A 24,374-nucleotide genomic window follows, 5' to 3' on the forward strand; every position below is an offset into this window, starting at 1 on the left:
CAGCCGGTCATGGTCGAGTAATCTGCGACCGTCGGTGACGCCTTTGCCGCTGGTGCGGCGGCTCCGCTCCACGGAGCCGACCGAAACGAGGACACCGCGGCGCGCTAGGGAGGCAGGACCAGGTGGTCGCAGAGAGTTCGGAGGTACGGCCGACGGCCGTACGGCACAGCGCATCCTCGCGGGCCGGTGGGCGGCGAGGGCGGCGTGCCGGGCGTCTCGCCGGGCTCGGATTCAGTGGGGCGGCGCTGCTGGTCCTACTCACGGGCTGTGACGTCGGAGCAGCTTTCGGGGGCTTCGGCTGGCCGCAGGGCGGCATCACCCCCGAGGCCCGACGGATGTACGACCTGTGGATCGCCTCGTGTGTCGCGGCGCTCGCGGTCGGCATCTTCGTCTGGGGCCTGATCTTCTGGTGCGTGGTGCGCTACCGCAAGCGCGGCAACGAGCTGCCGGCACAGACCCGCTACAACCTGCCGATGGAGTTCCTCTACACCATCGCGCCGGTGCTCATCGTGTCGGTGCTGTTCTACTACACCGCCGTGGTGCAGACCGACGTGGTGAAGACCACGAACAACCCCGACGTCACGGTCGAGGTCGTGGCCTTCAAGTGGAACTGGCAGTTCAACTACCGTGACGGCCAGGGCGTCGACGCCGGGACCACCGCCTCGGTGCTCGGCACCAGCGAGGTCATCCCGGTCCTGGTACTGCCGACCGGCCGGTCCATCCGGTTCGAGGAGACCAGCCGCGACGTCATCCACTCGTTCTGGGTGCCGGAGATGCTGTTCAAGCGGGACGTCATGCCGGGCAGCATCCGTAACGTCTTCGAGGTCTCCTCGCTGGAGACCGAGGGGGCCTACGTGGGGCGCTGTGCCGAACTGTGCGGCAGCTACCACGCCTTCATGAATTTCGAGCTGCGGGTCGTCTCGCCGGAGAATTTCGACCGTTTCCTCGCCGCCAAGCAGGACGGCGCCTCGACCCAGGAGGCGTTGACCTCGATCGGCGAGGAGCCGTACGCGGTCACCACCGAGCCGTTCGAGACGCGGCGTACCGAGAGCAACTTCAACCCGGACACCGCTCCGGCCGGCACGGGAAGCTGAGGCAACCGGCATGAAGACCGAGTGGCGTATCTTCCTGATCATCGCCGGGTTCCTGCTCTTCGCGACGTTCCTCTACGGCGGCTGGACGTGGGCCGACTCGGACGGTCGGGTCGAGTGGATCGGCACCGTGGCCCTACTGCTGTCGTTCTTGCTCTGCGCCATGTGCGGTGGCTTCTTCTGGTTCGTCTCCCGTCGCATCGACCTGCGTCCGGAGGACCGTCCGGATGCCGAGATCGCTGACGGTGCGGGCGAGATCGGCTTCTTCAGCCCGGGCAGCTACTGGCCGTTCGGGCTGGCCCTGGCTGCCGCGATCACCGGTCTGGGCCTGGTGTTCTGGCAGTTCTGGCTGCTCGGCCTCGGCGCGGTGGCTGTGGTCCTCGCCGCCTGCGGCCTGCTCTTCGAGTACTACAGCGGCACCCGGCGCACCGCCGAGCACTGAGCCACGCAACGTGCGACGGGCCCGCCCCACCGGGGCGGGCCCGTCGTCGTCGGGTGGGCGGGCCGGTATGACCTGCCCGCGGTACAGCCGGCGAGGTCACACGGCGCGGGTGACCTCGATCCAGCGGTCGAGGGTGTGGGCGGCCCGGCCTGAGTCGATCGACTCGGCGGCCCGGGCCAGGCCGGCGCGGAGCGTCTCGGTCAGGTCGCCGTCCAGAGGTCCCTGGGTGGCCAGGGCAGCAGCGGCGTTGACCAGTACGGCGTCGCGCACCGGTCCCGGCTCGCCCGCGAGCAGACGCCGGGCCACGTCGGCGTTGTGGGCCGCGTCGCCCCCGCGTAGCTCGGCGAGAGTGGCCCGGGGTACGCCGAGGTCGACCGCGTCCACGACGGTTTCCCGGACGACGCCGTTCTGGGCGATCCAGAACCGGGTCGCGGCGGCGGTGGTGAACTCGTCAAGCCCGTCCTCACCCCGCATCACCAGCACCGAGTCGCCTCGGGCCGCGAAGACGGACGCCATCACCGGAGCCATCGTCGCGTCGAAGCAGCCGACCGCGCCCGAGCGGGGACGGCCCGGATTCGTGAGCGGGCCGAGGAAGTTGAACGCGGTCGGCACCCCCAGCTCGCGGCGGACCGGACCGGCATGGCGCATGCCGGGGTGGAACCGGGCAGCGAAGCAGAAACCGATTCCGGCCTCGACCACACAGCGGGCCACCTGGTCGGGCCCGAGGTCCAGGGGAATGCCGAGAAACTCCAACAGATCGGCCGTTCCGCACGACGACGAGGCGGCCCGGTTGCCGTGCTTGACCACCCGAACGCCGGCCCCGGCCACGACCAGCGCCGTCATCGTGGAGATGTTGACCGTGTGTGCGAGGTCACCACCGGTGCCGACCACGTCGAGCGCCTCGGCGCGTACCTGCTCGGGCAGTTCGACCGGAACGGCCCGGCTCAGCATCGCCTCGACCAGCCCGGCCACCTCGGTCGGGGTTTCGCCCTTGGCCCGCAGTGCGATGGCGAAGCCGGCGATCTGGGCCGGCGCGGCCGACCCGGACATGATTTCGCCCATCGCCCAGGCGGTGTCGGTGGCGGAGAGTTCCTCGCCGCGCAGTAGCGCGGCGAGCAGATGCGGCCAGGTCCGATCGCCCATGGTGGGCCTCCCGAGCAGACGGTTGCGGGTGGGGCGGGACCGGCGCCGGCTCGCCCGGCGCCGTGGCGGTGCCGGAGTGGACGTCAGGCGGGTGCGCTCGCGCGCAGCAGCTCGGTCACCGTGGCGGCGGTGGTGACCGGGTCGAGCGGGTGGACGAGGGTGGCGTCGACCTCGGCGAAGGAGGCCAGCCAGCGGTCGGCGGCGCGGGCGATCACCAGGCAGGTGGGCGGGGCGTCTTCGCGGTCGTCCTTGATCTGCCGGGCGATACCGATGCCGCCGCCGGGGGTGGCCTCACCGTCGAGCAGCATCAGATCGATCTCGTAGTCGTCGACCAGTCGGATGCACTCGGCGTAGGTGGACGCTTCGACGAACTCGATCCGCAGGTCGGTGGAGGGTCGGGTGCCGACGGCGAGTCGCATCCGGTCCCGTACCTGCTGGTCGTCGCTGTAGAGCAGCACGGTGCACAGACGGTCGCTCATGCCGACACTCCGGTTCGTCTCGTGCCGCCCTGCGGCGCCACCGCGCCGGGCCTGGTCGGCTCGCGGCGCTCGATGGTGGCTTCCGACGGCTCCTACTTCCTGCTTTGCGTGGCCGATCGTACCGGTCTGTGTGGTGCGCGTGACACGCCGCCCCGGCGTCCCGGGTGCCGGGGCGGCCTCAGGTCGTGGCTTCCGCTGCCCGCTGGCGGGCCTCCTGGCGGTCCAGCTCACGGTCGATCCGACGCGCCTCCCGTTCGGCTTGGCGCATCCACTGCACGACCAGGACCGCGAGCATCGTCACGCTTACGAATTCGCCGCCGGCCCACAGGATCCCACCGGCGAGAACCTGGTCCTCCCACGGGTCGGCCCAGCTCAGCCCGAGCGACGGGTACCAGTCGCCGCCGAAGAGGGTGGTGCTCTGCATGACGGTCAGCCCGAGCACGGTGTGGAACGGCACCGACAGCAGCATCAGCAGCGCCCGCCCGGGGTACGGCCAGCGTCCCGGCAGCGGATCCAGGCCGAGCATCGGCCAGAAGAAGACACAGCCGGTCATGATGAAGTGCGCGTGCACCAGCTCGTGTGCCCAGGCGTGTTCCAGGGTGTGGCGGTACAGGTCGGTGAAGTAGAGCGCGAACGGGTTCACCACGAAGATGGCGAACGCCACGAGTGGGAAGGTGTAGACCCGGGCGATCCGGCTGTGCACCACCGCGAGCAGCCGCTTGCGCGGACTGGTCGGCAGGGTGCGTAGGGCGAGGGTCATCGGTGCACCCAGCGCCAGGAAGATCGGCGAGATCATGGACAGCACCATGTGCTGGACCATGTGCACCGACAGCAGCATCGTGTCGTACGTCTCCAGTCCGCTGACGGTGACCGAGGCGATACCACCGAGACCGGGGCCGAGGAAGAAGATCGTCCGGGTGATCGGCCATCGGTCGCCGCGCAACCGGAGCCGGTGTACTCCGTAGAGGTACAGGCCGGCGGCGAGGACCAGGCCGACGGCGAGCCAGCTGTCCAGCCGGGCCTCGGTGAACACTGCGGTGATGGAGAACGGCGGCGCCGCGGCCTCGGCTGCCAGCACCCCGTCGCCGGCCGTCACTCCGGTCGTGGCCGAGCTGGTCGCGGCCGGGGTCAGCGGCGGCCCGGCTGGGGAGATCGAATCGACGTGCAGCACACCAATCAGCCTAGGTCAGGCGAACCGGACGGTACCGATCGGGCCACGCCTGGCTCGGGATTCACCCCCCGCTGATCGCCGGCCGTGGTGAACGGCAATAATGACCGCGTGACTGCGGCCCCAGCCATTGACAAGAGCCGGATCCACTCGCTGACGCGTCCCAACATGGTCAGCGTCGGGACGATCGTCTGGCTCTCCAGCGAGCTCATGTTCTTCGCGGCGCTCTTCGCGATGTACTTTTCCATCCGGGCGGCGGCGCCGGAGCAGTGGGCGGAGCACACCCCGGTTCTCAACGTGCCGTACGCGACCACTTTCACGGTGATCCTGCTGCTGTCCTCGGTCACCTGCCAGCTCGGCGTGTTCGCCGCCGAGAAGGGTGACGTCCACGCGCTGCGGCGCTGGTTCACCATCACCTTCGTGATGGGTCTGGTCTTCGTGCTGGGCCAGCTCAACGAGTACCGCGAGCTGGTGCATCACGGAGTAAAGATCAACAGCGACGGCTACGGGTCGATGTTCTACCTGACCACCGGCTTCCATGGTTTGCACGTAACCGGTGGCCTGATCGCCTTCGTGATCTTCATGATCCGCTCCACCATGGGCCGGTTCACTCCGGCGCAGGCCACCGCCGCGATCGTGGTGTCGTACTACTGGCACTTCGTCGACGTCGTGTGGATCGCGCTCTACGGCATGATCTACTGGCTTCAGTGATCATGCGCGCCGCGCGCCTTGCCGCTGCTCCACCCCCCGCAACACAAGGTCCAACCGGTTAAGGACACAGGTCATGACTTCTGACAACGACCGCCGACGCGGTCTGCTCGCGCGGCTGCGCGGGCGGCCCGGGGCGCCCGGCAGGGGCCGCCGCCGGCTGGGTGCTGCGGTCCGACTGGTCGCCGCGCTGATGCTTGCCGGCGGCGCCTACACCGTCCTCGCCCCCGGCGCCGCCGCCCAGGAGAACCCGCCGCTGAGTAGCGCTGCCGCCGACGGCAAGGCGCTGTTCGACGTGAGCTGTGTGAGCTGTCACGGTCGCAACGCGCAGGGAGTCGAGGGGCGCGGGCCGAGCCTCATCGGCGTCGGTGCAGCCTCCGTGGAGTTCCAGGTCGGCTCCGGCCGGATGCCGATGGCCCGGCAGGAGGCCCAGGCGGCGCGCAAGCCGGTGGTGTTCACCCGCGACGAGATCGACCAGCTCGCGGCGTACGTCCAGGAACTCGGCGGTGGCCCGGTCGTGCCGGCCGGCGACAACCTGCACGCCGACGGTAACGTCGCGATCGGCGGCGAGCTCTACCGGATCAACTGCTCGCAGTGCCACGCGTTCAGCGGCGGCGGCGGTGCCCTCTCCTCCGGCAAGTACGCGCCGAGCCTGCGGCCGGCCACCGACCGGCAGATCTACGCGGCGATGCTCAGCGGCCCGCAGAACATGCCGGTCTTCGGCGACAACCAGATCACGCCGGAGCAGAAGGCGGACATCATCGCCTACATCCAGCAGACGCTGAAGGACGACGGCGACCCGGGCGGCCTGTTCAACCTGGGCCGGTACGGACCCTCCACCGAGGGAGTGGCGATCTTCCTCGTCGGTATCGTCGCGCTGGTCTTCGCCAGCCTGTGGATCGCGGGTAAGTCGTGAGCGGGGGGACCATGAGCAGCCACACCGGGCAGCCGACCCTGCCGGGCGGGGAACCGCTCGACGTGAACGACCCCCGACTGAGCCGGTTCGACATCGTCCGCGAAGGCGCCCGCCGGGACGACATCGAGATCGTCCACTACGAGCCGCAGGTGGCCCCGGGCACCAAGGCCGAACGGCGGCTGGTCCGCACGGTGGCGGGATTCTTCCTGCTGACCGGTTTGGCGGCGACCGCCTTCCTGGCGGTCTACATCTGGTGGCCCTGGGAGTACGAGCCGGGACGCGGCGGTGACAAGCTCTACACTCCGCTGCTCGGCGTGACCCTCGGCGTGGCTCTGCTCGCGGTCGGGTTCGGCATCCTCACCTGGGGCAAGAAGCTACTGCCCAAGGAGGTGTCGATCCAGGATCGGCACGTGGGTGCCCCATCCTCCGAGGATCAGCGGCTCACCAGCGAGACCATGGCGTATATGGCCGACGAGCTGGGGGTCAAGCGTCGGCCGCTGCTCGGTGTGTCGCTGCTCGCCGGTCTCGCGCCGGTCGCCGCGGTCGCCGCAGCCCCCCTCGTCGGCGGCCTGATCTCCGACCCGCACAAGGACAACCAGCTGATGACCACGGGGTTCACCCCCCGGGACGGCCAGAAGATCCGGCTGGTCCGCGAGGACGGCCGGCCGATCCGTCCGGCCGACATCAGCGCCGGTGGCCAGATCACCGTCTTCCCGGGCGTCGAGCACGGGGTGAGCAACCAGTACGCCGACTCGCCCACGCTGCTGATCCACCTGCGCGAGGAGGACGCCGTGGAGTCGCGGCGCAACAACGAGCGCGCGGGCCACGACGGTTACATGTGGGGCAACTACGCGGCGTACTCGAAAGTGTGCACGCACGCCGGTTGCCCGGCGAGCCTGTACGAGCAGCAGACCAACCGGCTGCTCTGCCCGTGCCACCAGTCACAGTTCCTGATCACCGACAATGCCAAGCCGATCTTCGGTCCGGCCAGCCGGAGGTTGCCTCAGCTGCCCATCGAGGTGGATGCTGAGGGTTACTTCGTGGCGAAGTCCGACTACACCGAAGCTGTCGGGCCCGACTTCTGGGAGCGGCCGTGAAGCGGCGAAAGTTCGACGTGGCAGCGGTGCCCGGCAACGCCGCACGGGCGGTCGACGACCGCTTCGGTGTGGCCACTCCGCTGCGCCGACTGCTCAACAAGGTCTTCCCGGACCACTGGTCCTTCCTGCTCGGCGAGATCGCGCTCTTCTCGTTCGTCGTCCTGCTGCTGACCGGTGTCTTCCTGACCTTCTTCTACGAGCCGGCGATGACCGAGGTCATCTACAACGGCAGCTACGCCCCGCTGCGGGGTACGCCGATGTCGGCCGCGTACGCCTCCACCCTCGACATCTCCTTCGATGTCCGTGGTGGCCTGATCATGCGTCAGATGCACCACTGGGCGGCGCTGCTGTTCATGGCCGCGATCGTGGTGCACATGCTGCGGGTCTTCTTCACCGGTGCGTTCCGTAAGCCGCGCGAGACCAACTGGATCATCGGCTCGTTGCTGTTCTGGGTTGGCTTCCTGGCCGGCTTCACCGGCTACTCGCTGCCGGACGACGGCCTGTCCGGCACCGGCCTGCGGATCGCCTCGGCGATCATGCTGTCCATTCCGGTGATCGGCTCCTGGGTGACCGCGGCGGTGTTCAATGGTGAGTTCCCCGGCACGATCATCATCAGTCGGTTCTTCATCGCCCACGTGCTGCTCATCCCGGGGCTGCTGATCGCGCTGATCAGCGTGCACCTCGGGCTGGTGTTCACGCAGAAGCACACCCAGTGGCCGGGGCCGGGCCGGACGAACGGCAACGTGGTCGGCGAGCGGATGTTCCCCCGCTACGCGATCAAGCAGGGCGGCTTCTTCATGGTCGTCTTCGGTGTGATCGCGTTGATGGGCGGCCTGTTCCAGATCAACCCGGTCTGGCTGTTCGGCCCGTACGAGGCGTGGGTGGTCTCGGCCGCCAGCCAGCCCGACTGGTACGTCATGTTCCTCGACGGCTCGACCCGGTTGATGCCCGACTGGGAGATCACGATACCCATCGGCGAGGGATACGTGATCCCGCCGTTGTTCTGGCCGACGGTGGTGCTCCCCGGCATCCTGGTGGCGATATCCCTGTTCTATCCCTTCATGGAGGCCCGCCACCTGAAGGACTACCGCAGCCACAACCTGCTCCAGCGTCCCCGTGACGTGCCGTTCCGCACCGGCCTCGGCGTCATGGCCGTCACGTTCTACGTGATCCTGACCCTGTCGGGTGCGAACGACGTCATCGCCGACAAGTTCCAGATCAGCCTGAACGCGATGACCTGGGCCGGTCGGATCGGTCTGTTGCTCCTGCCACCGCTCGCGTACTACGTCACCTACCGGATCTGCCTCGGCCTGCAGCAGCACGACCGGGAGGTGCTCGCCCACGGTGTGGAGACCGGCATCATCCGGCGGCTGCCGGACGGGCGGTTCGTCGAGGTGCACCAGCCCCTCAGCGCGGGCAACGGACACGGCGAGCTGGATTACGCCGGTTGGGTGGTACCGAAGAAGATGAACCGACTCGGTGCGCTCGGGCCGGCCATCCGGGGCTTCTTCTACCCGATCGAGAGGCCGGTCGAGGCTCCGGTCTCGCCGGGGCACCCTCCGGTCGAGCCGCGCCCGGAACGGGAAGAGGTCACCAGCGGGGAGACCCGTCCCTGAGATTCGTCAGCAACAACGTGACGTGGCGCCCGCCGGACCTGCCCCGGCGGGCGCCACGCCCGTTTCGTCGTGCGGACGCTGTCACCGCTTCCCGTCCACGCCGGATCGCAGGAATAACCCCGGTCAGCCGGGTATCCGTGCGGTCCAACGTCTCAACGGGGAGGAAGCATGTTGGGTATCAAACGCCTCGGCCTGCTGGCCGCGCTGGTGCTGGTGGGCGTCGCGCCCGCCGCCGCGGCGCAGGCGGCGCAGCCGTCGGAACAGGACACCCAGTACCTGCAGGCGGTCCACCAGGTCAACATGTACGAGATCGCCGCCGGTGAGCTGGCCCAGGAGAAGGGCCAGAACCAGCAGGTCAAGGAGCTGGGGCAGCAGTTCGTCACGGACCACACCGAGCTGGACCAGTCGGTGCAGGACCTGGCCGGGCAGCTGAACGTCGAGCTGCCGACCGAACCCACCACCGACCAGCAGGACGCTCTCGACCAGCTGAACAACGCCAGCGGTGAGGAGTTCGACAGGCTCTGGGTGACCCAGAGTCTGGCTGGACACGTCCAGGCCATCCAGGCCACCCAGACGGAGATCTCGCAGGGCACCGAGCCGCAGGTGGTCGAGTTGGCGCAGACCGCGCTGCCGGTCCTGCAGGCGCACTACGACGCCCTGGTGATGTTGGCCGAGGAACTCGGCATCCCGGTCCCGGAGACCAGCCCGAGCGGCACGGCCAGCCCGGGTGGCACCGTTCCGGCTCCGGGCGGCACCACGCCGACCCCTGGTGAGACCTTCACCGAGGAGGCGCCGGTTCCGGGTGGCACCGTCACCGAGGCGCCGGTTCCGGGTGGCACCGTCACCGAGACCCCGGTTCCGCAGCAGAGCTGACCGGGCGGTACGCACCGGGCCGGTCCACCCCGCCAGGGTGGGCCGGCTCAGTCGGCGCTGCCCAGCCCGATGGCGAAGGCGTCCTCCAGGTCGTGCCGGGAATACGCGCGGAAGGCGATGTGGGACTCGGTGTTCAGCACACCCGGCACCTTGGAGATGCTGCCTGCGATGATCCCGGCGATCTCGTCGAACTCGCGGACGCGGACCATGGCGATCAGGTCGACGTGCCCGGCCACCGAATAGACCTCGCTCACCCCCGACAGGTTCGCAAGTGCCTCGGCCACCTCGGGTATCGAGTCGGTGGCGCAGTCGATCAGCACGATCGCGGTGATCACGGGATTCTCCGTTCGTCGGCGTCGCCGCTCATGCTAGTGCGGTGTCCGAGAGCCTCGGCGGTCGTCGTCGGGACCGGCGCGACCCGGTGAACCTGTCCGGACGCCACACGGGGTGGTCCCGCCGCAGGATCACCTCGTCGAGACGGTCAGGCCGGCGCCGACGCGAATCACGTCGCGTAGCTCCTCGTCGGCGCCGACGAGAGCGTCCGGCCAGATCACGCTGCGGTTGACCGCCCCCGCGACGGTGGCGCCCGCGCCCACGACCGAACGTCGGCAGGAGCCGGTTACGGTGGCGGTCGGATCGATGAGACAGCTTTCACCCGCGGCGTGCAGGTTCGCGGCGAGGTAGTCACCGGGGGTGCCCGTGTCGATGAAGGTGCCCCGGTAACCGACAACGGTCAGCCGGCCGGCGGCTTCGGCCGGACGCCATACCGCGCGTACCAGGTCACCGAAGGTGGCGGGCAGGTCACGTACCAGCCGCCACGGCAGCAGGGAGAAACCGGTGAAGACGTGACCGTCGAAGGTGCCCGCCGCGGTCGGGTCGGTTGCCGGCTGGCCGAGCAGGCGCACCGAGTCGCCGTCCCAACCGGCCAGCAGCGCGGCGATGTCGGGGCCGGGCGGGGCCGTCGGGTCGGACAGGTAGGCGTCGGCGTTGCCGACGAGCACACCACGGCCGTCGATCCAGTCCCGTAGCCGTCCCACCCCGCCCGCAGTGCCGAGCGGTGTGCCCGGCTCCACCGAAAGGTGCGCCCGCGCCCCCACCCGACGCACCACCTGATCGCCCAGATAACAGGCGTTCACCGCGATCGCCGCCGGGCCGCTGAGACCGAGACCGGCTAGCCGGGTGAGTGCCCTGTCCAGCAGCGGCACGTTGCCCACCGGGCAGAGCGCCTTGGGTACCCGTTCGGTGAGTGGGCGCAGCCGGGTGCCCGCACCGGCGGCGAGCACCACCGCGCAGATCGGGCCTGGGTGCGTGACGGGCCGGTGGCTGACCGGCGGGCCCTCGGCTCCGGTCATGGTGTCGTGTCGGGTAGCGGTGGGGGGAACTGCCCGGCCAGCGGACCGATGTCGTAGTAGGCCAGTAGGCGGGTGGTCGGCCAGGTCAGCTTCGGCAGGTCGTCGAGCGGGTGCCAGGCGGCCTCGAAGACCTCGGCGCCGTCGACGACCAGTCTGGTGCTCGATGCCGGCACCTCGGCGGTGAACACCACGTCCACCCACCCTTTGGCGTGCACGATGGCGTTGGGTACCGCCGGGGTGAGTCGGGTGGGGGAGAGCTGGACCCCGGTCTCCTCGTACAGTTCCCGAGCGGCTCCCACCGCCGGGTTCTCGCCACGTCGCAGCAACCCCGCAGGCAGGGTCCATCCCCGACCCGGCGGCTGCCGCAGCAGCAGCAACCGTCCTGCGCCCGTGGTCTCGCTGTCCCGAAGCAGGGTGACGGCGCCGACGATGTACTTCGGTACGGCCATCCGGACCAGCCGACGTCGGACCGGCAGCGGCAGCCGGTAGAAGACCTGGTACGCGACGGCGCGCCCGGTGCGGCGGGTACGGGGGATCATGGTTCCAGGCTAGTTGCCGTGAGGTGCGCTCGCGCCACGAGGACCGCGCCGAGCACCACACGGGCCAGGGTGGTCACTGACGGTGGTCGACCAGGTCGATGAGTTGGCGTACCACGGCGTCTGGCTCGATGACCCGGTCGAAGACCGCGACCAGCAGAGTTTCCAGATCCGGATAGCCGAGTTCCTCCGACAGCCGCAGCAGCGGCAGGTCGCTGGCCAACCCCCGGTTGTGCTGGCGCAGTGCCAGCCCGATGGTGGCGCGACCCAGGCGTACCTTGTCGCTGATCGAGATACCCGGCTCGCTGTGCTCGGCGAACCACCTGTTGATCTGCATCTGCGCGTGCGGCGACTTGACGAAACCCAGCCATTCGCGGCGTGGCCCACGCGGGGCCATCTTGGCGTCGAGGCTGCTCTCCTCGTCGGTCTCGGTGAAGATCTCCACCACGTCACCCTCCTCAAGTTCGGAGGAGAGCGGTACCAGTCGACCGTTGACCCGGGCCGCCAGGCACCTGTCGCCCCGGTCGGTACCCAGTTCGTAGGCCAGGTCGACCGGGGTGGCGCCGGCCGGCAGCACGATCTGTCGCCCGTCGGCGACAACCTGGATCTGCGCCTCGGACAGGTCGCAGCGCAGCGAGTGCAGAAACTGGGCCGGGTCGGCCGCATCCTGTTCCCAGTCCAGCACCCGGCGCAGCCAGTCGAGCTGCCCCGAGCGGGCGGTGGCCGTGCCGGAGCGGGGAAAACGGAAGTCGGTGGCGACTCCGTACTCAGCCGCGCGGTGCATCTCCGTCGTGCGGATCAGCACCTCGACCGTACGGTTCTTCGGCCCGCAGACGCTTGTGTGCAGGGAGCGGTAGAGGTTGTTCTTCGGCGAGGCGATGAAGTCCTTGAACCGGCCCGGCACCGGCCGCCACAGGCCGTGTACCGCACCGAGCGCCGCGTAACAGTCGGTGGCCGGGCCGTCGACCACGATGGTGATCCGGGGCAGATCGAACGGGGTCGTGTGGCCACCGGCCACCGTGTCCTTCCAGATCGAGTAGAGGTGCCGGGGCCTGGGGGCGACCTCCGCGTCGACCCTGCTGCGCCGCAGTGCCACGCGGGCCCGCGAGACCACGTCGGCGAGGTAGCCGTCCCAGCCGGGCCGGTCGTGCACGTGCCGCGCGATGCGGGCGTGCTCGTCCGGTTCGAGGTGCAGCAGCACCACGTCGTCCAACTCCCGCTTCAAGGTCTGGATACCCAGCCGGTCGCAGAGCGGTACCAGCACCTCCTGGGTCTTACGGGCGATCCGTTCGCGTGAGGCGGCCGAGCGGACGCCCAAGGTGCGCATGTTGTGCAGCCGGTCGGCGAGCTTGATGATGAGTACCCGGACGTCCTTGCCGGCCGCGATGATCATCTTGCGGATGGTTTCCGCCTCGGCGGCTTTTCCGTAGAACGCCTTGTCGAACTTGGTCACCCCGTCGACCAGGTGGGCGACCTCGTGGTCGAAATCCTCGGCGAGGGCCTGCAACGTGTAGCGGGTGTCCTCCACCGTGTCGTGTAGCAGCGCCGCGACCAGCGTGGTGGTGTCCATGCCGAGTTCTGCGCAGATCTGTGCGACCGCCAACGGGTGGGTGATGAACGGTTCCCCGCTCTTGCGGAACTGGCCGCGGTGCATGTTGTCGGCGATGGTGTAGGCGCGTCGCAGCACCGCCGGATCGGCACCGGTATGGATGGTGCGGTGGGTGCGGACCAGCTGGCCGACCGGTTCGGTCTCGGCGGTCGGCCAGGTCAGCAGCGAACGAAGCCGTCTGGTCAGGGGCAGCTCGCCGGACTGTGTCGGGAGCGCACCGCCCAGGGCGCCGCCGTGTCCGGCGTTGACGTCCACCTGGGACACCCCCTCACGCCTGCTGCACCACCACCGTATTCCGGCAAGCGGGCGCAGGCCCTCGAAACGGGCAGGACTGCACTCCCTTAACAGAGTAAGTGAGTTGACGTAGTCCGATCGGACAGTAGCTCATGAGCGTTCGGACCAGAGTTGTCGGGATGCCGCATTCTCAGCCTTGGTCAACAGGTCGCGGAACCGTGCCGCACCGCCCACGGGCGAGGACCAACCGGCGGACATCTCCACCAGCCGGGTATCCGGTCGTTCCAACCAGGACAGGATCCGTTCCGACTCCTCCGGGCTGGCCGCGGGGACCGGGCCGTGCCCCGGCGGCACCGTCTCGGCGGTGGCCCGGATGACGGCCAACGTCGGTCGAGGATGGACCCCGGGCGGGGACACACCCGCCCCGGCGAGGCGGCCGTGCCGCACCAACGCCAGCTCCCAGCCGCCGCCGGCCGCCGGATGGGCGGCGGCCACCTCGGCCAGCCCACTCAACCCGGCGAGACGTTGCATACGTACGGTGGCCCGCAGCACCGCCGCGAGGCGGGAGCGCAACGCGGCCGCCTCCTCGTAGCGTTGGCCGGCCGAGAGCGCCTCGATCCGGGCGAGCAGGGCGTCCACCACCGGCTGTGGATCGCCGGTGGTGGCGGTGGCGAACGGCGTCACCGCGCGGGCGTCGTACTCCTCGGGGGAGATCCGGTGCTCGCACGGTGCCGGGCAGCGGCCCAACTCTGCCAACGCGCAAGCCGGCGTCACGGTGCGCAACGACAGCCGGTGGGTGCACTGACGCAGCGGCACTGCGTCGTGGAAGCCGGCGGCGGCCAACTCGGCGGTGCGCCGCGAGGTGAACGGGCCGAGGTAGGCGCGGTCACCCGCAGAGATCTCCCGGACCACCGACAGCCGGGGGTACGGCCCGTCGGTCAGCTTCAGCCAGACCACCCGCTCCGGAAACTTCGACCGGCGGTTGTACGGCGGCGCGTGCGCCGCGATCAACCGCAGCTCCCGCACCTCGGCCTCCAGTGAGTGCGCACACTCGACCGCCTCCACCCGTACCGCGGCGGCCAGCATCTCCGAGATGCGGGCGCGCTTCTCCGAGGCGGTGAAGTAGCTGCGAACCCGGGTGGCGATGTCCCGGGAGGTGCCGACGTAGAGTGCCCGGTCGTCGGCGGCGCGGAAGATGTAGACGCCGGGGGACCGGGGCAGGCCATCGGCCAGGTGCCGCTTGCGGCGCTGTGTAGGGGTGACCGCGCGGGCGAACTCGATGGCGTCGCCGATGGTGTCGACCCGGTGCCCGCCGAGGCGCCCGATGAGCCCGTGCAGCACGTCGACGGTCGCCTTGGCGTCGTCCAGCGCCCGGTGGGTCGGCTGGGTGGCGGCCCGGAAGTACGCGGCGAGGGTGCCGAGCTTGCGATTGGGCACCTCGTCGCGCAGCAGAACCCGTCGGGCCAGCGCCGCCGTGTCCAGCACCCGCGGGTTCGGCCAGCGGTAGCCGTGCTTCGCGCAGGCCGCTTTGAGGAAGCCGACGTCGTACGGCGCATTGTGGGCGACCAGCACGGCGTCCGAAACGAACTCCAGGAAGCTCGGCAGTACCTGCTCGATCGGCGGAGCCGGCAGCAGCATCGCCTGGGTGATGCCGGTCAGCACGGTGATGAACGGTGGAATCGGCACCCCGGGGTTGACCAGGGTGGCCAGCACCCCCAGTTCCTCGCCGCCGCGCACCTTCACCGCGCCGATCTCGGTGATGCCACCACTGTCGGGAGCGCCACCGGTCGTCTCGAGATCGACCACCACGAACGTCGTCGCGTACAGCGGCAGCGTCGGGTCGACGCCGTCCACGATCGGGTCGAGCCCGGCCAGCGCCGGCTGCCGGAACTCCTGTGCTGCCATCCGCGGCACCGTAGCGGCCCGGTGCGACACTCGCGCCCCACCGGTCCCACAGGTGACCACAGGTCTAGGATGAGAGATCGGCTCACTCACCGGGCGGTGGGCCCGGTCGCGGTGGGAGACTTGCCACATGCCCCTCACCGAGCCGCACGACGACAACCTCCGGCAGGAGGAGCAGGTCGTCGCGGTGCCCGCGGCCGGTGACAGCGCCGCCGCCGGCTCGGGGACGGACACCGGGCCGGCGGACCCAGGGCCGCCGGAGCCGGAGCCGAGCCTGCCCGAGCCGGTGCGACAGCGGATCGTCTCGCTCACCGCCGCCGTGTTGCCCGGCCTGCCTGCCGACGAGGTACCCGTACCGCTGCGCCGGGTGGCCAAGTTCGCCCCGAACCGGCGCGCCCGGCTCGGCGCGCGGGCGATAGCCGCCCAACTCGCCGCCGATCCGCTGTTCCGGCAGCGGGCCACCGCGCGGGTTCTGGCCGACGCCGGTGACCTGGGTGCCGCTGTGGTGCAGGGCACCGCTCCCGCCGCCGCGGATCCGGTCGAGGTGGCCGCCCTGGCGTACCTGGCCCGCCCGCCGGGCTGGCGTGAGCTGATCGAAGCCAGTGGGGCGGCGGTCCGCGCCGAGGCGGACACGGCGGTGGTTGCCGAACTGGTCCGGCAGGCCGAACAGCGGGCCACCCGGGCCGAACACGATCGGGCGGTGGCCCGGGTCGAGGCCGACAAGCTACGCGACGAGTTGGCCCGGGTGCGCGAGGAACTGGGCCAACTGCGCGAGGAGGCCCGGCAGCTGGCCCGAACGCTACGGGAGAGCCAGGCCCGGGAGCGTAGGGCGAACGAGCTGCTGGCCACCGAGCGGGGCCGGGCCAACCGGGCCGCCTCCGACGCGGACGCCGAACTGCGCCGGGTCCGGGCCCGGCTGGCCGAGGCCGAGGCCGTGGCCGGGGCGGCCCGCAGCAGCGCCAAGGAGGCCCGTTCGGTCGACGACGCGCGTCTGTGGCTTCTGCTGGAAACGATCGGTCAAGCCGCCGTCGGGCTACGCCGTGAGCTGGCCCTCGATCCGGTCGACAAGCTGCCAGCCGACTTCGTGGCCGATTCCTTCACCGACTCTCCCACCGCCACCGCAGCCGTGGCCCGTGCCCAGGACACCGACGACCCGGGCCGGCTGGACCAGCTACTGGCGCTGCCCCGGGCGCACCTGGTCGTCGACGGCTACAACGTGACCAAACGCGGCTTCGGCGACATGTCCCTGGAACAGCAGCGCAAGCGGCTGATCAGCGGCCTCGGTGGAATCGCCGCCCAGACCGGTGACGAGGTCACCGTGGTCTTTGACGGTGCCGAACGGGTGCACGGCCTGCCACCGGCGCCGCGCGGCGTTCGGGTGCTGTTCTCACGCAAGGGTGAGACCGCCGACGAGTTGATCCGCCGGCTGGTCCGTGCCGAACCACCGGGTCGTCCCGTGGTGGTGGTGTCCTCCGACCGTGAGGTGGCCGACGGGGTACGCCGGCACGGCGCGTACCCGCTGGGAGCCGACTCACTGGTACGCCGGTTGTCGCGGTCCTGAGTCCGCCGATGGTGAGTGGGCGGGCCGCCAGGCGTGGGACACGCGGGTACCGCGACATAGGATGGGCGCCCATGGCGACAGGAACGGCGGAATGAGGCGTACGGCGGGGGACTTCGTCATTCGTGTCCGCCTCGGTGTGTCGCCGGACGAGGCGTCGCGGTGAGCCCGCGAGGGTGGGCGCTGCTGACCCTGGTCGGGCTGGGCGTCGCCCTGCTCGTGGCGGCACTCGTGCTGATCCCGTGGCAGCGGCCACCAGCCCCCCGGGCCGACCAGCTAGCCGCCCTGCGTGACCTGCCCACCGGGCAGGTGGAGCGGGCCCGGCAGTTCCGGTCCGCGTTGCGTCCCGGCGGCTGGGCGGCACTCGGCGTCGGACTGCTGGTGGCCCTGGCGCTCGGGTTGACCCCGCTGGGCAGTCGCCTCGTCGAGCTGGCCGGGCGCCCCTTCGGCGGGCACTGGACCGCGCAGGCGATCGTCGGTGGCCTGGCCGTGGTGCTGGTCGCCGACCTGGTGACGCTGCCGTTCTCGGCCTGGCGGCACAGCGTGCTCACCCGATACGGGCTGGCCACCAACGGCTGGGGCGGCTGGGCGGTGGACCTGTTCAAGTCGTACGCGGTCAGCGCCGTCATCGGCGCGGTGGCGCTGCTCGGCTTCTACACCGTCGTACGACTCGCCCCCCGATGGTGGTGGGCGTTCGGTGCGGCCGGGGCCGCCACCCTGGTGGCGCTGCTCTCCTTCGTGCTGCCGGTGCTGGTCGAGCCGGTCTTCAACCGGTTCAGCCCGATGGAGCCCTCGCCGCTGCGCAGTCAACTGATGGAACTGGCCGAACGCGACGGCGTGCCGGTGCGCGACGTGCTTGTCGCCGACGCGTCCCGACGTACCCGGGCGGTGAACGCGTACGTCTCGGGGATGGGCCCGACCCGCCGGGTCGTGGTCTACGACAACCTGCTACGCGAGGCGACGCCGGCCGAGGTGACCGCCGTGGTGGCACACGAACTGGGCCACGCCCGGGATCGGGACGTGCCGGTGGGCACCCTCACCGGCGCGCTCGGTGCCGCCGCCGCCGTGGTGGCGCTCTACCTGATCGGCTCCTGGCCGCCGCTGCTGCGCCTGGCCGGCGTCGACTCGGTGGCTCAGCCTCGGGCGTTCGCGCTGCTGCTCGCCCTGGTGACGGTGGCTGGAGTGGTCTTCGCCCCGGTGCAGGCGTTGATGTCGCGGCGGGTCGAGGCTCGCGCCGATACGCATGCGCTCGCGTTGACCGGGGACCCGTCGGCGTTCGAGTCGATGCAGCGGCGGTTGTCCGCGATCAATCTCGCCGACCCAGATCCGCCCCGCTGGGAGTACCTCTACTCGGCCTCCCATCCGTCCACGGTGGAGCGGATCGCCGCCGCCCGCGCCTACGCCCGGGAGGTCGGCCGGTGAACCGCACGTTGCTGGTGACGAACGACTTCCCGCCCCGGCCGGGTGGAATCCAGTCGTTCGTGCACAACCTGGCGGTGCGCCAACCGGCCGGCTCGGTGGTGGTGTACGCGTCGCGCTGGGCCGGGGCGGACAAGTTCGACGCCGACCAGCCGTTCGAGGTGGTGCGGGAGCGCACCACGATGTTGCTTCCCACCCCGCTGGTGGCGCGTCGGGCCGCCCAACTGGCCCGGTCGTACGGGTGCGACACGGTCTGGTTCGGTGCGGCCGCCCCGCTCGGCCTGCTCGCCGCCGGGTTGCGTCGGCGGTCCGGGATCCGGCGAGTGGTGGCGCTGACCCACGGGCACGAGATCGGTTGGGCGGCGCTGCCGATGGCCCGGGCGGCGCTGCGGCGCATCGGTCGGGACACCGACGTGGTCACCTACCTGGGCGAGTACACCCGCACCCGGCTGGCCCGGGCACTCGACGGGCTGACCGAGCTACGGCGGCTCGCGCCCGGGGTGGACACCGACGTCTACCACCCGTCCGTCGACGGGACCGCGGTGCGGCACCGGCTCGGCCTGACCGACCGGCCGGTGGTGGTCTGCGTGTCGCGGCTGGTGCCGCGCAAGGGCCAGGACATGCTGATCCGGGCGATGCCGTTGATCCGACGCCGGGTGCCCGACGCGGCGTTGCTCGTGGTCGGTGGTGGTCCGTACCGCACCACGCTGACCCGGCTGGTCCGCCAGACCGGGGTGGAGCGGGACGTCGTCTTCACCGGTTCGGTGCCCTCGGTCGAACTGCCCGCACACTACGCGGCCGGCGACGTCTACGCCATGCCGTGTCGTACCCGCAACCGGGGCCTGGACGTCGAAGGGCTCGGCATCGTCTACCTGGAGGCGTCGGCGACCGGGCTGCCGGTGGTGGCCGGCAACTCCGGTGGCGCCCCGGACGCGGTGCGTCAGGGTGAGACGGGCTACGTGGTCGACGGTCGGGATCCGGCGGAACTCGCCGACCGAGTGGCCACCCTACTGGCTGATCGGGACCTGGCCCGGCAGTTCGGCGCGGCCGGCCGGGCGTGGGTGGAGCGGGAGTGGCGTTGGGAGACGCAGGCCCACCGCCTGGCGACGCTGCTGGCCGGTTGAGACCGGGCGGCTGCGGGTTGACTCAGCGGATGCGGGCAAGGATCTGGTCGGGGGAGGCGGGACGGCCGAAGTGCCAGCCCTGACCGGCGTCGCAGCCGATCGCCCGCAGTCGATCGGCCTGTCCGCCGGTCTCCACCCCCTCGGCGGTCACCGTCAGGTCCAGCGCGTGCGCCAAAGAGACGAGCGAGGCGAGGATCCGCTCGTCGGCGTGGGCCTGCGGGGTGCGCAGGCCACGGACGAACTCACCTGCCACCTTCAACTCGGTCACCGGCAGGTTCCGGAGGTAGGCCAGGTTGCTGTAGCCGGTACCGAAGTCGTCGATGGCGATCCTGATGCCCAGGTCGGCGAGGGCACGAAGGGCGCGTACCGGTTCCTCGGAGGTGGTCATCATCGCGCTCTCGGTGATCTCGAGTTGGAGCCGGTTCGGTGACAGACCGGTTCGCCGCAACAACGCCTGTATCTCCTGCACCAGACCGGGTCGGCGGATCTGGCGGACCGCGAGGTTGACGCTGACGTACGGGGGGCGGCCCGAGCCACCCACCCAGCCGACCGCCTCGCGGCACGCCTCGGCGAGCACCCAGCCACCGAGCTGCACGATCAACCCGGTCTCCTCGGCCAGGCTGATGAAGCGGTCCGGGCTCAGCACACCCAGTCGCGGGTGCCGCCACCGCACCAACGCCTCGACACCCAGCAGCGAACCGTCGTGCAACGAGGTCAACGGCTGGTAGTCGAGGAAGAACTCGCCCCGTTCCAGGCCTGCGGGGATGGCCGCGCTCAACTCCTGGCGGGCCTGTTCCCGGCTGTCGCGCTCCGCGTCGTACAGGGCCCACCCCGCGCCTCCGGCCGACTTGGCCCAGTGCAGGGTGCTGCCCGCGGCCCGCATCAGATCGTCAGGTGAGGTGCCGGCGATCCGCCGCTCCACGACGCCCACGCTGGCCGTGACGGTCACGTCGTGCCCGTCGACCACCACCGGCTCGGAGAGTGCAGCCAGTGCCGCCTCGGCGACGGCGACCACGTCCCCGGTACCGGTGGACCGTTCGACGAGGACGACGAAGCCGTCCCCACCGAGCCGCGCGACCAGGTGCGGTTCGACGGCTTGCCGCAGTCGCCGCGCCGCCGCCACCAGGGCGCGGTCGCCGATCTGGTGCCCGAACGAGTCGTTCACCCGCTTGAACCGGTCCAGGTCGAGGAAACACAGCCCTACCCGGCAGCGACCGTCTCCCGACCCGTCGACGGCGGCGGCGAGACGCTCGGCGAAGAGCGTCCGGTTCGGTAGCTCGGTCAACGGGTCGTGGGTGGCCTGGTGCCGGAAGCGGGCCTCGCTGGCCCGGAGGGCCTGCTCGGCCTGCGCACGGGCGGTCATCGCGGCACGCCTGATGGATTCCTGCTCATCGAGGGTCCGGTCCCGCAGTGCTCGGGCGTAGCCGGTGGCGACCGCGCCCAGCAGCCGTGCCATCCGGTCCTCGACGTCGTCGGCGACCAGGTCGAGATCGCGGATCAGCCGAAGCTGGATCACCTCGACGGTCCGGCCGAGTGCCTCGGCGGAGGCGACGTGCGAGGCGACCAACTCGTCGGCGACCCGATGCCCCACCCGCAGGTCGAGCGGCTCCGCCCGCAGTGCCTCGGCCAGCAGGTCGGTGAGCCGCTGCAGCAGCGTCTCCAGTTGGGCGTGCGTCATCGGCAGATAGCTGGTGCCCACCACCGCCTTCGCCCAGGCGCGGGCGAACACGCTGGTGCAGGGCTGGTCGCCCGACGGCTCACCCACCGAGGCGTCCGACCCCGCCGAGGAACACCGCCCGTTCGGCATCCTCGGCGCTCTCCGGGGTCTCCGGACGCCACTGCGGCACCCACACCACGCCGGGCTCGACCAGCTCGAAGCCGTCGAAGAACCCGGTCAGCTCGGCCCGGCTGCGGATCCACAACGGGCTGTCGGTACGCCGGTAGACCTCTTCGGCCTCGGTCCGCTCGGCTTCGTCCCGGCCGTCGTCGCTGGCCTGGGACAGGACCAGGTAGCTACCGGGGGTCAGTGCCGCCCGCAACGTTCGCAACACCTCGGTGGGCCGGTCGTCGTCGGAGACGAAGTGCAGGACCGCCACCACCAGCACGGCAGTCGGTTGGGAGAAGTCGAGCATCGCGCGTACGTCGGGGTGGGTCAGGATCCGGTCGGGGCGGCGCAAATCCTCCTGGACGACCGCAGTGTGGTCGTTGCCGGCCAGGATCTCCCGACTGTGCGCCACCGCGACCGGGTCGACGTCGACGTAGACCACCCGCGAGTCGGGGGCGTGCCGTTGCGCGATCTCGTGCACGTTGCCCACGGTGGGGATGCCGGAGCCGATGTCGAGGAACTGCCGGATGCCGGCGTCGGTGAGGAACTGCACGGCCCGGCGAAGGAAGGCACGGTTGGCCTGGGCCATCAGGGGTGCCTGCGGTACCGCCGCGACCATCGCGCGGGCGGCCGCCCGGTCCACGGCGAAGTTGTGTGAGCCGCCGAGATAGTAGTCGTACATGCGGGCGACGCTGGGGCGTTCGACGTCGATTGTCTCGGGTGCCCAGTCCGGCCGCTGCAAGTGCCCTCACCCCTCCGCACACCATCGGCGACAACGCCGCCCCGGCGGGTATTCTGCCCCGACTTCGCATGGGAGGCCATAGCTGGTACGTGCCAAAGATCGATCAACGCGAAGATCCGTGTCCCCGCCGCGTGGCGAGGCACGGATCCTCATCGGTGTCGCGCCGGTCAGAACTTCGGGGCGTCCGGTGCCTCGAGCAGACCGAGCCGCAACGCGGTCATCAACGCCTGAGCCCGGTTGGCCGCGCCGAGCTTCTCGTAGAGCTTCGAAATGTGGGTCTTGGCGGTCGACTCGCTGACGAACAGCTGCTTGGCGATGCCGGCGACGCTCATTCCGTCGGCGAGCAGCCGCAGCACCTGACCCTCGCGAGGAGACAGCTGCGGGCCGGACGGGGCGAGGCGCCGCTTCATCGCCTCGGCGAGGTCGGCGGCGGTGAAAGCGCTGGGGGAGGAGGCGGCGTGCCGGGCGGCGGCAACCACCTCGTCGGCCGGCGCGGTCTTCGGTACGAATGCGCTGGCACCGGCCTCCAGGGCACCGAAGAGCTGGTCGTCGCCGGCGTACATGGTGAGTACCACGATGCCCATCGTCGCGCTGGACTTGCGCAGCGCCCGGGTGGCCTCCAGACCACTGCCGTCGGGCAGCCGCAGATCCATGATCACCACATCCGGCTGTAAGGCACCCGCCTGCCGGACACCCTCCGCCGCCGTGGCGGCCTCGCCGACGACCTCGAACTGCCGATCGCGCTCGAATGCGTGCCGCAGGCCTTTGCGGATCAGGTCGTGATCGTCGACAAGGAGGACCTTGGTCCGGGTTGCCGGTGTCGGGCTTGTGGTCATCCTCGGCTTACTCCCCTTCTGCTGCGGCGGCGACACCGCGAACGTTATCGCGTCGGGGCGGTGAACCGAGCACCACCGCGACGGTCGTCCCACTCGGCTGTCGCGGCCTGATCTCCAAGCGGCCTCGGATACGTTCCGCTCTCTCAGCCATGATCGCAAGACCATAGTGCCCGTCCGGGCGCTGGTCACCCATGCCCTGACCGTCATCCGACACTTCGATCTGCGCGTACGGGGGATCGACCTCGCAGGTGACCCAGAGATTAGCCGCTCCCGCGTGCTTGCGCGCGTTGGTGACCGCCTCCTGGGCGATGCGCAGCAGCTCGGCCTCGGTCGCGGCGGGAAGCCGGGCGGTGGACTCGTCCAGGGACAGGTGCACCCGCAGGCCACCGGAGGCACCGACGGTACGGGCGTACTCGGCGATCGCGGCGGCGAGGCCACCGTGCCGGTCCACCTCGCTGCGCAACTCGAACAGGCTCAGCCGTAGCTCGGTGATCACCCGGGTCACCTCCTGGCGCAGCAGGCGCAGTGACTCGGCGGTCTCCTCGGCGTCGTCGTGCACGGTGGCCAGAGCGTTGTCGATGCCGTAGCCCACCATCACCAACTCCTGGGCCACCCCGTCGTGGATCTCCCGGGCCAACCGTTGCCGCTCCTCGTTGGTGGCCAGCGAGCGCACCTCGTCGAAGAGCAGGGCGGCCTCCAGACGCAGCGCGGCCGGGCCGGTCAGCCCGGTCACCTGCGCCACCACCGGGGGCGGGTAGGCCTGCGCCGTGTCCGTCTCCAGCACCACCAGACCCACCGTGCGTAGTCCGGCCACCAGCGGCACGATAAGTGCCGAGACCTCCCCACCGAGGTGCGACCGGGACTGCGAGCGGGCCGAAGTCTGTGACTGCTGACTGGCCCAGGCATCGGCGATGGCCGAGTCCGCGTCGATCGTGGTTTCCCAGTCGACCCGGTCCGCACCGAGTTGGGCGAGCACCACGAGCCGGCCACCACCGCTGGCGGAGAGCACCGCACCCCGGTCGGTACGGGCCACCGAGCGCAGTTCCTCCAACAGGTGCTCGGAGATCCCACCGGGGTCGAGCGTGGCACCGGGCAGTTGGCGGGCCACCGTACGCAGCTGGGTCAGCAGCCGGGTCGCCTCGGCGTACGGCTGGGGTTTGCTGTCGTGGCGGGCCTGCATGACCCGGTGCAGTGTGCCGGCCGCGTAGAGGCCGAGGGTGGCCAGGATCAGCCACTGCGCGCAGACAGCGAGATAGCCGGGCTGACTGAGCTGGCGGACCCCGCCGACCTCGGTGACCGCGCCGGCGAGCACCAGACTGCCGGCGGTCACCGCGATCAGTGCCGCGCCCTCACCGAACCGGCGACGCAGCGCCGTGACGGTCACCGGTACGGCCAGGTAGGGCAGCACGGCGGAAGCCCCCAGCCCGCCGATCTGTCCGCCGACGGTGGCCACTGCGGCGATCTGGCTGGCCGCCAGCCCGAGCACCATCACCTCTGCCACCCGGCTGAGCGGGCCGACAAGCCGGTGCTGAGGCGCCAGCATCGCCGGCAGCCCGGCCAGTGCCAGCAGGACGATCCACCACAGTTGGGTCACGTCACGGGTGGCGAAGAGGGTCAGGACAGCGACCAGCGTGAGCACGACGACGCGCGCCGCCGCAGCGAGCGGGTGTGAGCGGGCCAGGGCGGATGTGGAGGCGGGCACGT

22 protein-coding genes are annotated in these 24,374 nt (G+C 70.6%); 10 read left to right on the plus strand and 12 right to left on the minus strand.

Going from position 1 to position 24,374, the window contains the following annotated elements:
* Positions 1 to 122: 122 nt before the first annotated feature.
* Together coxB and HCA58_RS03230 are read left to right on the plus strand one after the other, a co-directional pair.
* The gene (coxB, locus tag HCA58_RS03225) at positions 123 to 1,094 is read left to right on the plus strand and encodes a cytochrome c oxidase subunit II (protein WP_169596242.1); all 972 of its coding nucleotides are present in this window, start codon (positions 123 to 125) and stop codon (positions 1,092 to 1,094) included.
* A 10-nt stretch (positions 1,095 to 1,104) separates the two neighbouring features.
* Positions 1,105 to 1,533, plus strand: a complete 429-nt coding sequence (locus tag HCA58_RS03230) for a cytochrome c oxidase subunit 4 (protein WP_169596243.1) — start codon at positions 1,105 to 1,107, stop codon at positions 1,531 to 1,533.
* Between the two features lie 96 nt (positions 1,534 to 1,629).
* Here the strand turns inward: HCA58_RS03230 and trpD are convergent, their stop codons facing one another.
* The 3 genes from trpD to HCA58_RS03245 form a co-directional block, all read right to left on the minus strand.
* Positions 1,630 to 2,676 (minus strand): anthranilate phosphoribosyltransferase, encoded by a 1,047-nt coding sequence (gene trpD / locus HCA58_RS03235; protein WP_169596244.1) that lies wholly within the window; start codon positions 2,674 to 2,676, stop codon positions 1,630 to 1,632.
* Positions 2,677 to 2,759: 83 nt separating this feature from the next.
* Positions 2,760 to 3,155 (minus strand): hypothetical protein, encoded by a 396-nt coding sequence (locus HCA58_RS03240; RefSeq protein ID WP_169596245.1) that lies wholly within the window; start codon positions 3,153 to 3,155, stop codon positions 2,760 to 2,762.
* Positions 3,156 to 3,333: 178 nt separating this feature from the next.
* Positions 3,334 to 4,251: a cytochrome c oxidase assembly protein gene (locus HCA58_RS03245; protein ID WP_346775869.1), complete on the minus strand. Its 918-nt coding sequence runs from the start codon at positions 4,249 to 4,251 to the stop codon at positions 3,334 to 3,336.
* 183 nt (positions 4,252 to 4,434) lie between these two features.
* Here HCA58_RS03245 and HCA58_RS03250 point away from each other — a divergent pair, with 183 nt between their 5' ends.
* The 5 genes from HCA58_RS03250 to HCA58_RS03270 all read left to right on the plus strand — a co-directional run bounded on the left by HCA58_RS03250 (position 4,435) and on the right by HCA58_RS03270 (position 9,533).
* On the plus strand, positions 4,435 to 5,034 hold the full coding sequence (locus HCA58_RS03250; RefSeq protein WP_169596246.1) for a heme-copper oxidase subunit III: 600 nt from the start codon (positions 4,435 to 4,437) through the stop codon (positions 5,032 to 5,034).
* Between the two features lie 73 nt (positions 5,035 to 5,107).
* Positions 5,108 to 5,947: a cytochrome c gene (locus HCA58_RS03255; protein WP_169596247.1), complete on the plus strand. Its 840-nt coding sequence runs from the start codon at positions 5,108 to 5,110 to the stop codon at positions 5,945 to 5,947.
* Between the two features lie 11 nt (positions 5,948 to 5,958).
* Entirely contained in the window at positions 5,959 to 7,044 is a 1,086-nt protein-coding gene (locus HCA58_RS03260) for a Rieske 2Fe-2S domain-containing protein (protein ID WP_169596248.1), read from the plus strand.
* Positions 7,041 to 8,660, plus strand: coding sequence for a ubiquinol-cytochrome c reductase cytochrome b subunit (locus tag HCA58_RS03265; RefSeq protein WP_169596249.1), 1,620 nt, complete (start codon positions 7,041 to 7,043; stop codon positions 8,658 to 8,660). Before HCA58_RS03260 ends, HCA58_RS03265 begins: the two co-directional genes overlap by 4 nt.
* 168 nt (positions 8,661 to 8,828) lie before the next feature.
* Entirely contained in the window at positions 8,829 to 9,533 is a 705-nt protein-coding gene (locus HCA58_RS03270) for a DUF4142 domain-containing protein (RefSeq protein ID WP_169596250.1), read from the plus strand.
* 47 nt (positions 9,534 to 9,580) lie between these two features.
* On the opposite strand, the gene HCA58_RS03275 is transcribed toward HCA58_RS03270, so the two are convergent.
* The 5 genes from HCA58_RS03275 to HCA58_RS03295 form a co-directional block, all read right to left on the minus strand.
* A complete protein-coding gene (locus HCA58_RS03275; protein ID WP_169596251.1) occupies positions 9,581 to 9,868 on the minus strand; it encodes an Lrp/AsnC ligand binding domain-containing protein in 288 nt (95 codons plus the stop codon).
* 129 nt (positions 9,869 to 9,997) lie between these two features.
* Entirely contained in the window at positions 9,998 to 10,885 is an 888-nt protein-coding gene (locus tag HCA58_RS03280; RefSeq protein WP_169596252.1) for a sugar phosphate nucleotidyltransferase, read from the minus strand.
* A complete protein-coding gene (locus HCA58_RS03285) occupies positions 10,882 to 11,424 on the minus strand; it encodes an NUDIX domain-containing protein (RefSeq protein WP_169596253.1) in 543 nt (180 codons plus the stop codon). Before HCA58_RS03285 ends, HCA58_RS03280 begins: the two co-directional genes overlap by 4 nt.
* 73 nt (positions 11,425 to 11,497) lie before the next feature.
* On the minus strand, positions 11,498 to 13,285 hold the full coding sequence (locus HCA58_RS03290; protein WP_169596254.1) for an HD domain-containing protein: 1,788 nt from the start codon (positions 13,283 to 13,285) through the stop codon (positions 11,498 to 11,500).
* Positions 13,286 to 13,414: 129 nt separating this feature from the next.
* Positions 13,415 to 15,169 carry a DEDD exonuclease domain-containing protein gene (locus HCA58_RS03295; protein ID WP_169596255.1) on the minus strand — a complete coding sequence of 585 codons (1,755 nt, stop codon included), beginning with the start codon at positions 15,167 to 15,169 and terminating at the stop codon, positions 13,415 to 13,417.
* 127 nt (positions 15,170 to 15,296) lie between these two features.
* Here HCA58_RS03295 and HCA58_RS03300 point away from each other — a divergent pair, with 127 nt between their 5' ends.
* From HCA58_RS03300 to HCA58_RS03310, 3 genes are all read left to right on the plus strand, one after another.
* On the plus strand, positions 15,297 to 16,727 hold the full coding sequence (locus HCA58_RS03300; RefSeq protein ID WP_169596256.1) for an NYN domain-containing protein: 1,431 nt from the start codon (positions 15,297 to 15,299) through the stop codon (positions 16,725 to 16,727).
* A 159-nt stretch (positions 16,728 to 16,886) separates the two neighbouring features.
* Positions 16,887 to 18,146 (plus strand): M48 family metallopeptidase, encoded by a 1,260-nt coding sequence (locus HCA58_RS03305; protein ID WP_169596257.1) that lies wholly within the window; start codon positions 16,887 to 16,889, stop codon positions 18,144 to 18,146.
* Positions 18,143 to 19,267: a glycosyltransferase family 4 protein gene (locus HCA58_RS03310; protein WP_169596258.1), complete on the plus strand. Its 1,125-nt coding sequence runs from the start codon at positions 18,143 to 18,145 to the stop codon at positions 19,265 to 19,267. The genes HCA58_RS03305 and HCA58_RS03310 overlap by 4 nt, the downstream gene beginning before the upstream one ends.
* A 22-nt stretch (positions 19,268 to 19,289) precedes the next feature.
* On the opposite strand, the gene HCA58_RS03315 is transcribed toward HCA58_RS03310, so the two are convergent.
* From HCA58_RS03315 to HCA58_RS03330, 4 genes are all read right to left on the minus strand, one after another.
* The gene (locus HCA58_RS03315) at positions 19,290 to 21,074 is read right to left on the minus strand and encodes a bifunctional diguanylate cyclase/phosphodiesterase (RefSeq protein ID WP_169596259.1); all 1,785 of its coding nucleotides are present in this window, start codon (positions 21,072 to 21,074) and stop codon (positions 19,290 to 19,292) included.
* Positions 21,025 to 21,834 (minus strand): SAM-dependent methyltransferase, encoded by an 810-nt coding sequence (locus HCA58_RS03320; protein WP_169596260.1) that lies wholly within the window; start codon positions 21,832 to 21,834, stop codon positions 21,025 to 21,027. Before HCA58_RS03320 ends, HCA58_RS03315 begins: the two co-directional genes overlap by 50 nt.
* A 167-nt stretch (positions 21,835 to 22,001) precedes the next feature.
* Entirely contained in the window at positions 22,002 to 22,670 is a 669-nt protein-coding gene (locus HCA58_RS03325) for a response regulator transcription factor (protein WP_088972416.1), read from the minus strand.
* 7 nt (positions 22,671 to 22,677) lie between these two features.
* Positions 22,678 to 24,372, minus strand: coding sequence for a GAF domain-containing sensor histidine kinase (locus tag HCA58_RS03330; protein ID WP_169596261.1), 1,695 nt, complete (start codon positions 24,370 to 24,372; stop codon positions 22,678 to 22,680).
* Between the last annotated feature and the right edge of the window lie 2 nt (positions 24,373 to 24,374).

The organism is Micromonospora sp. HNM0581 (assembly GCF_012726175.1).
In the GTDB taxonomy this organism is placed as follows: Bacteria; Actinomycetota; Actinomycetes; order Mycobacteriales; family Micromonosporaceae; genus Micromonospora.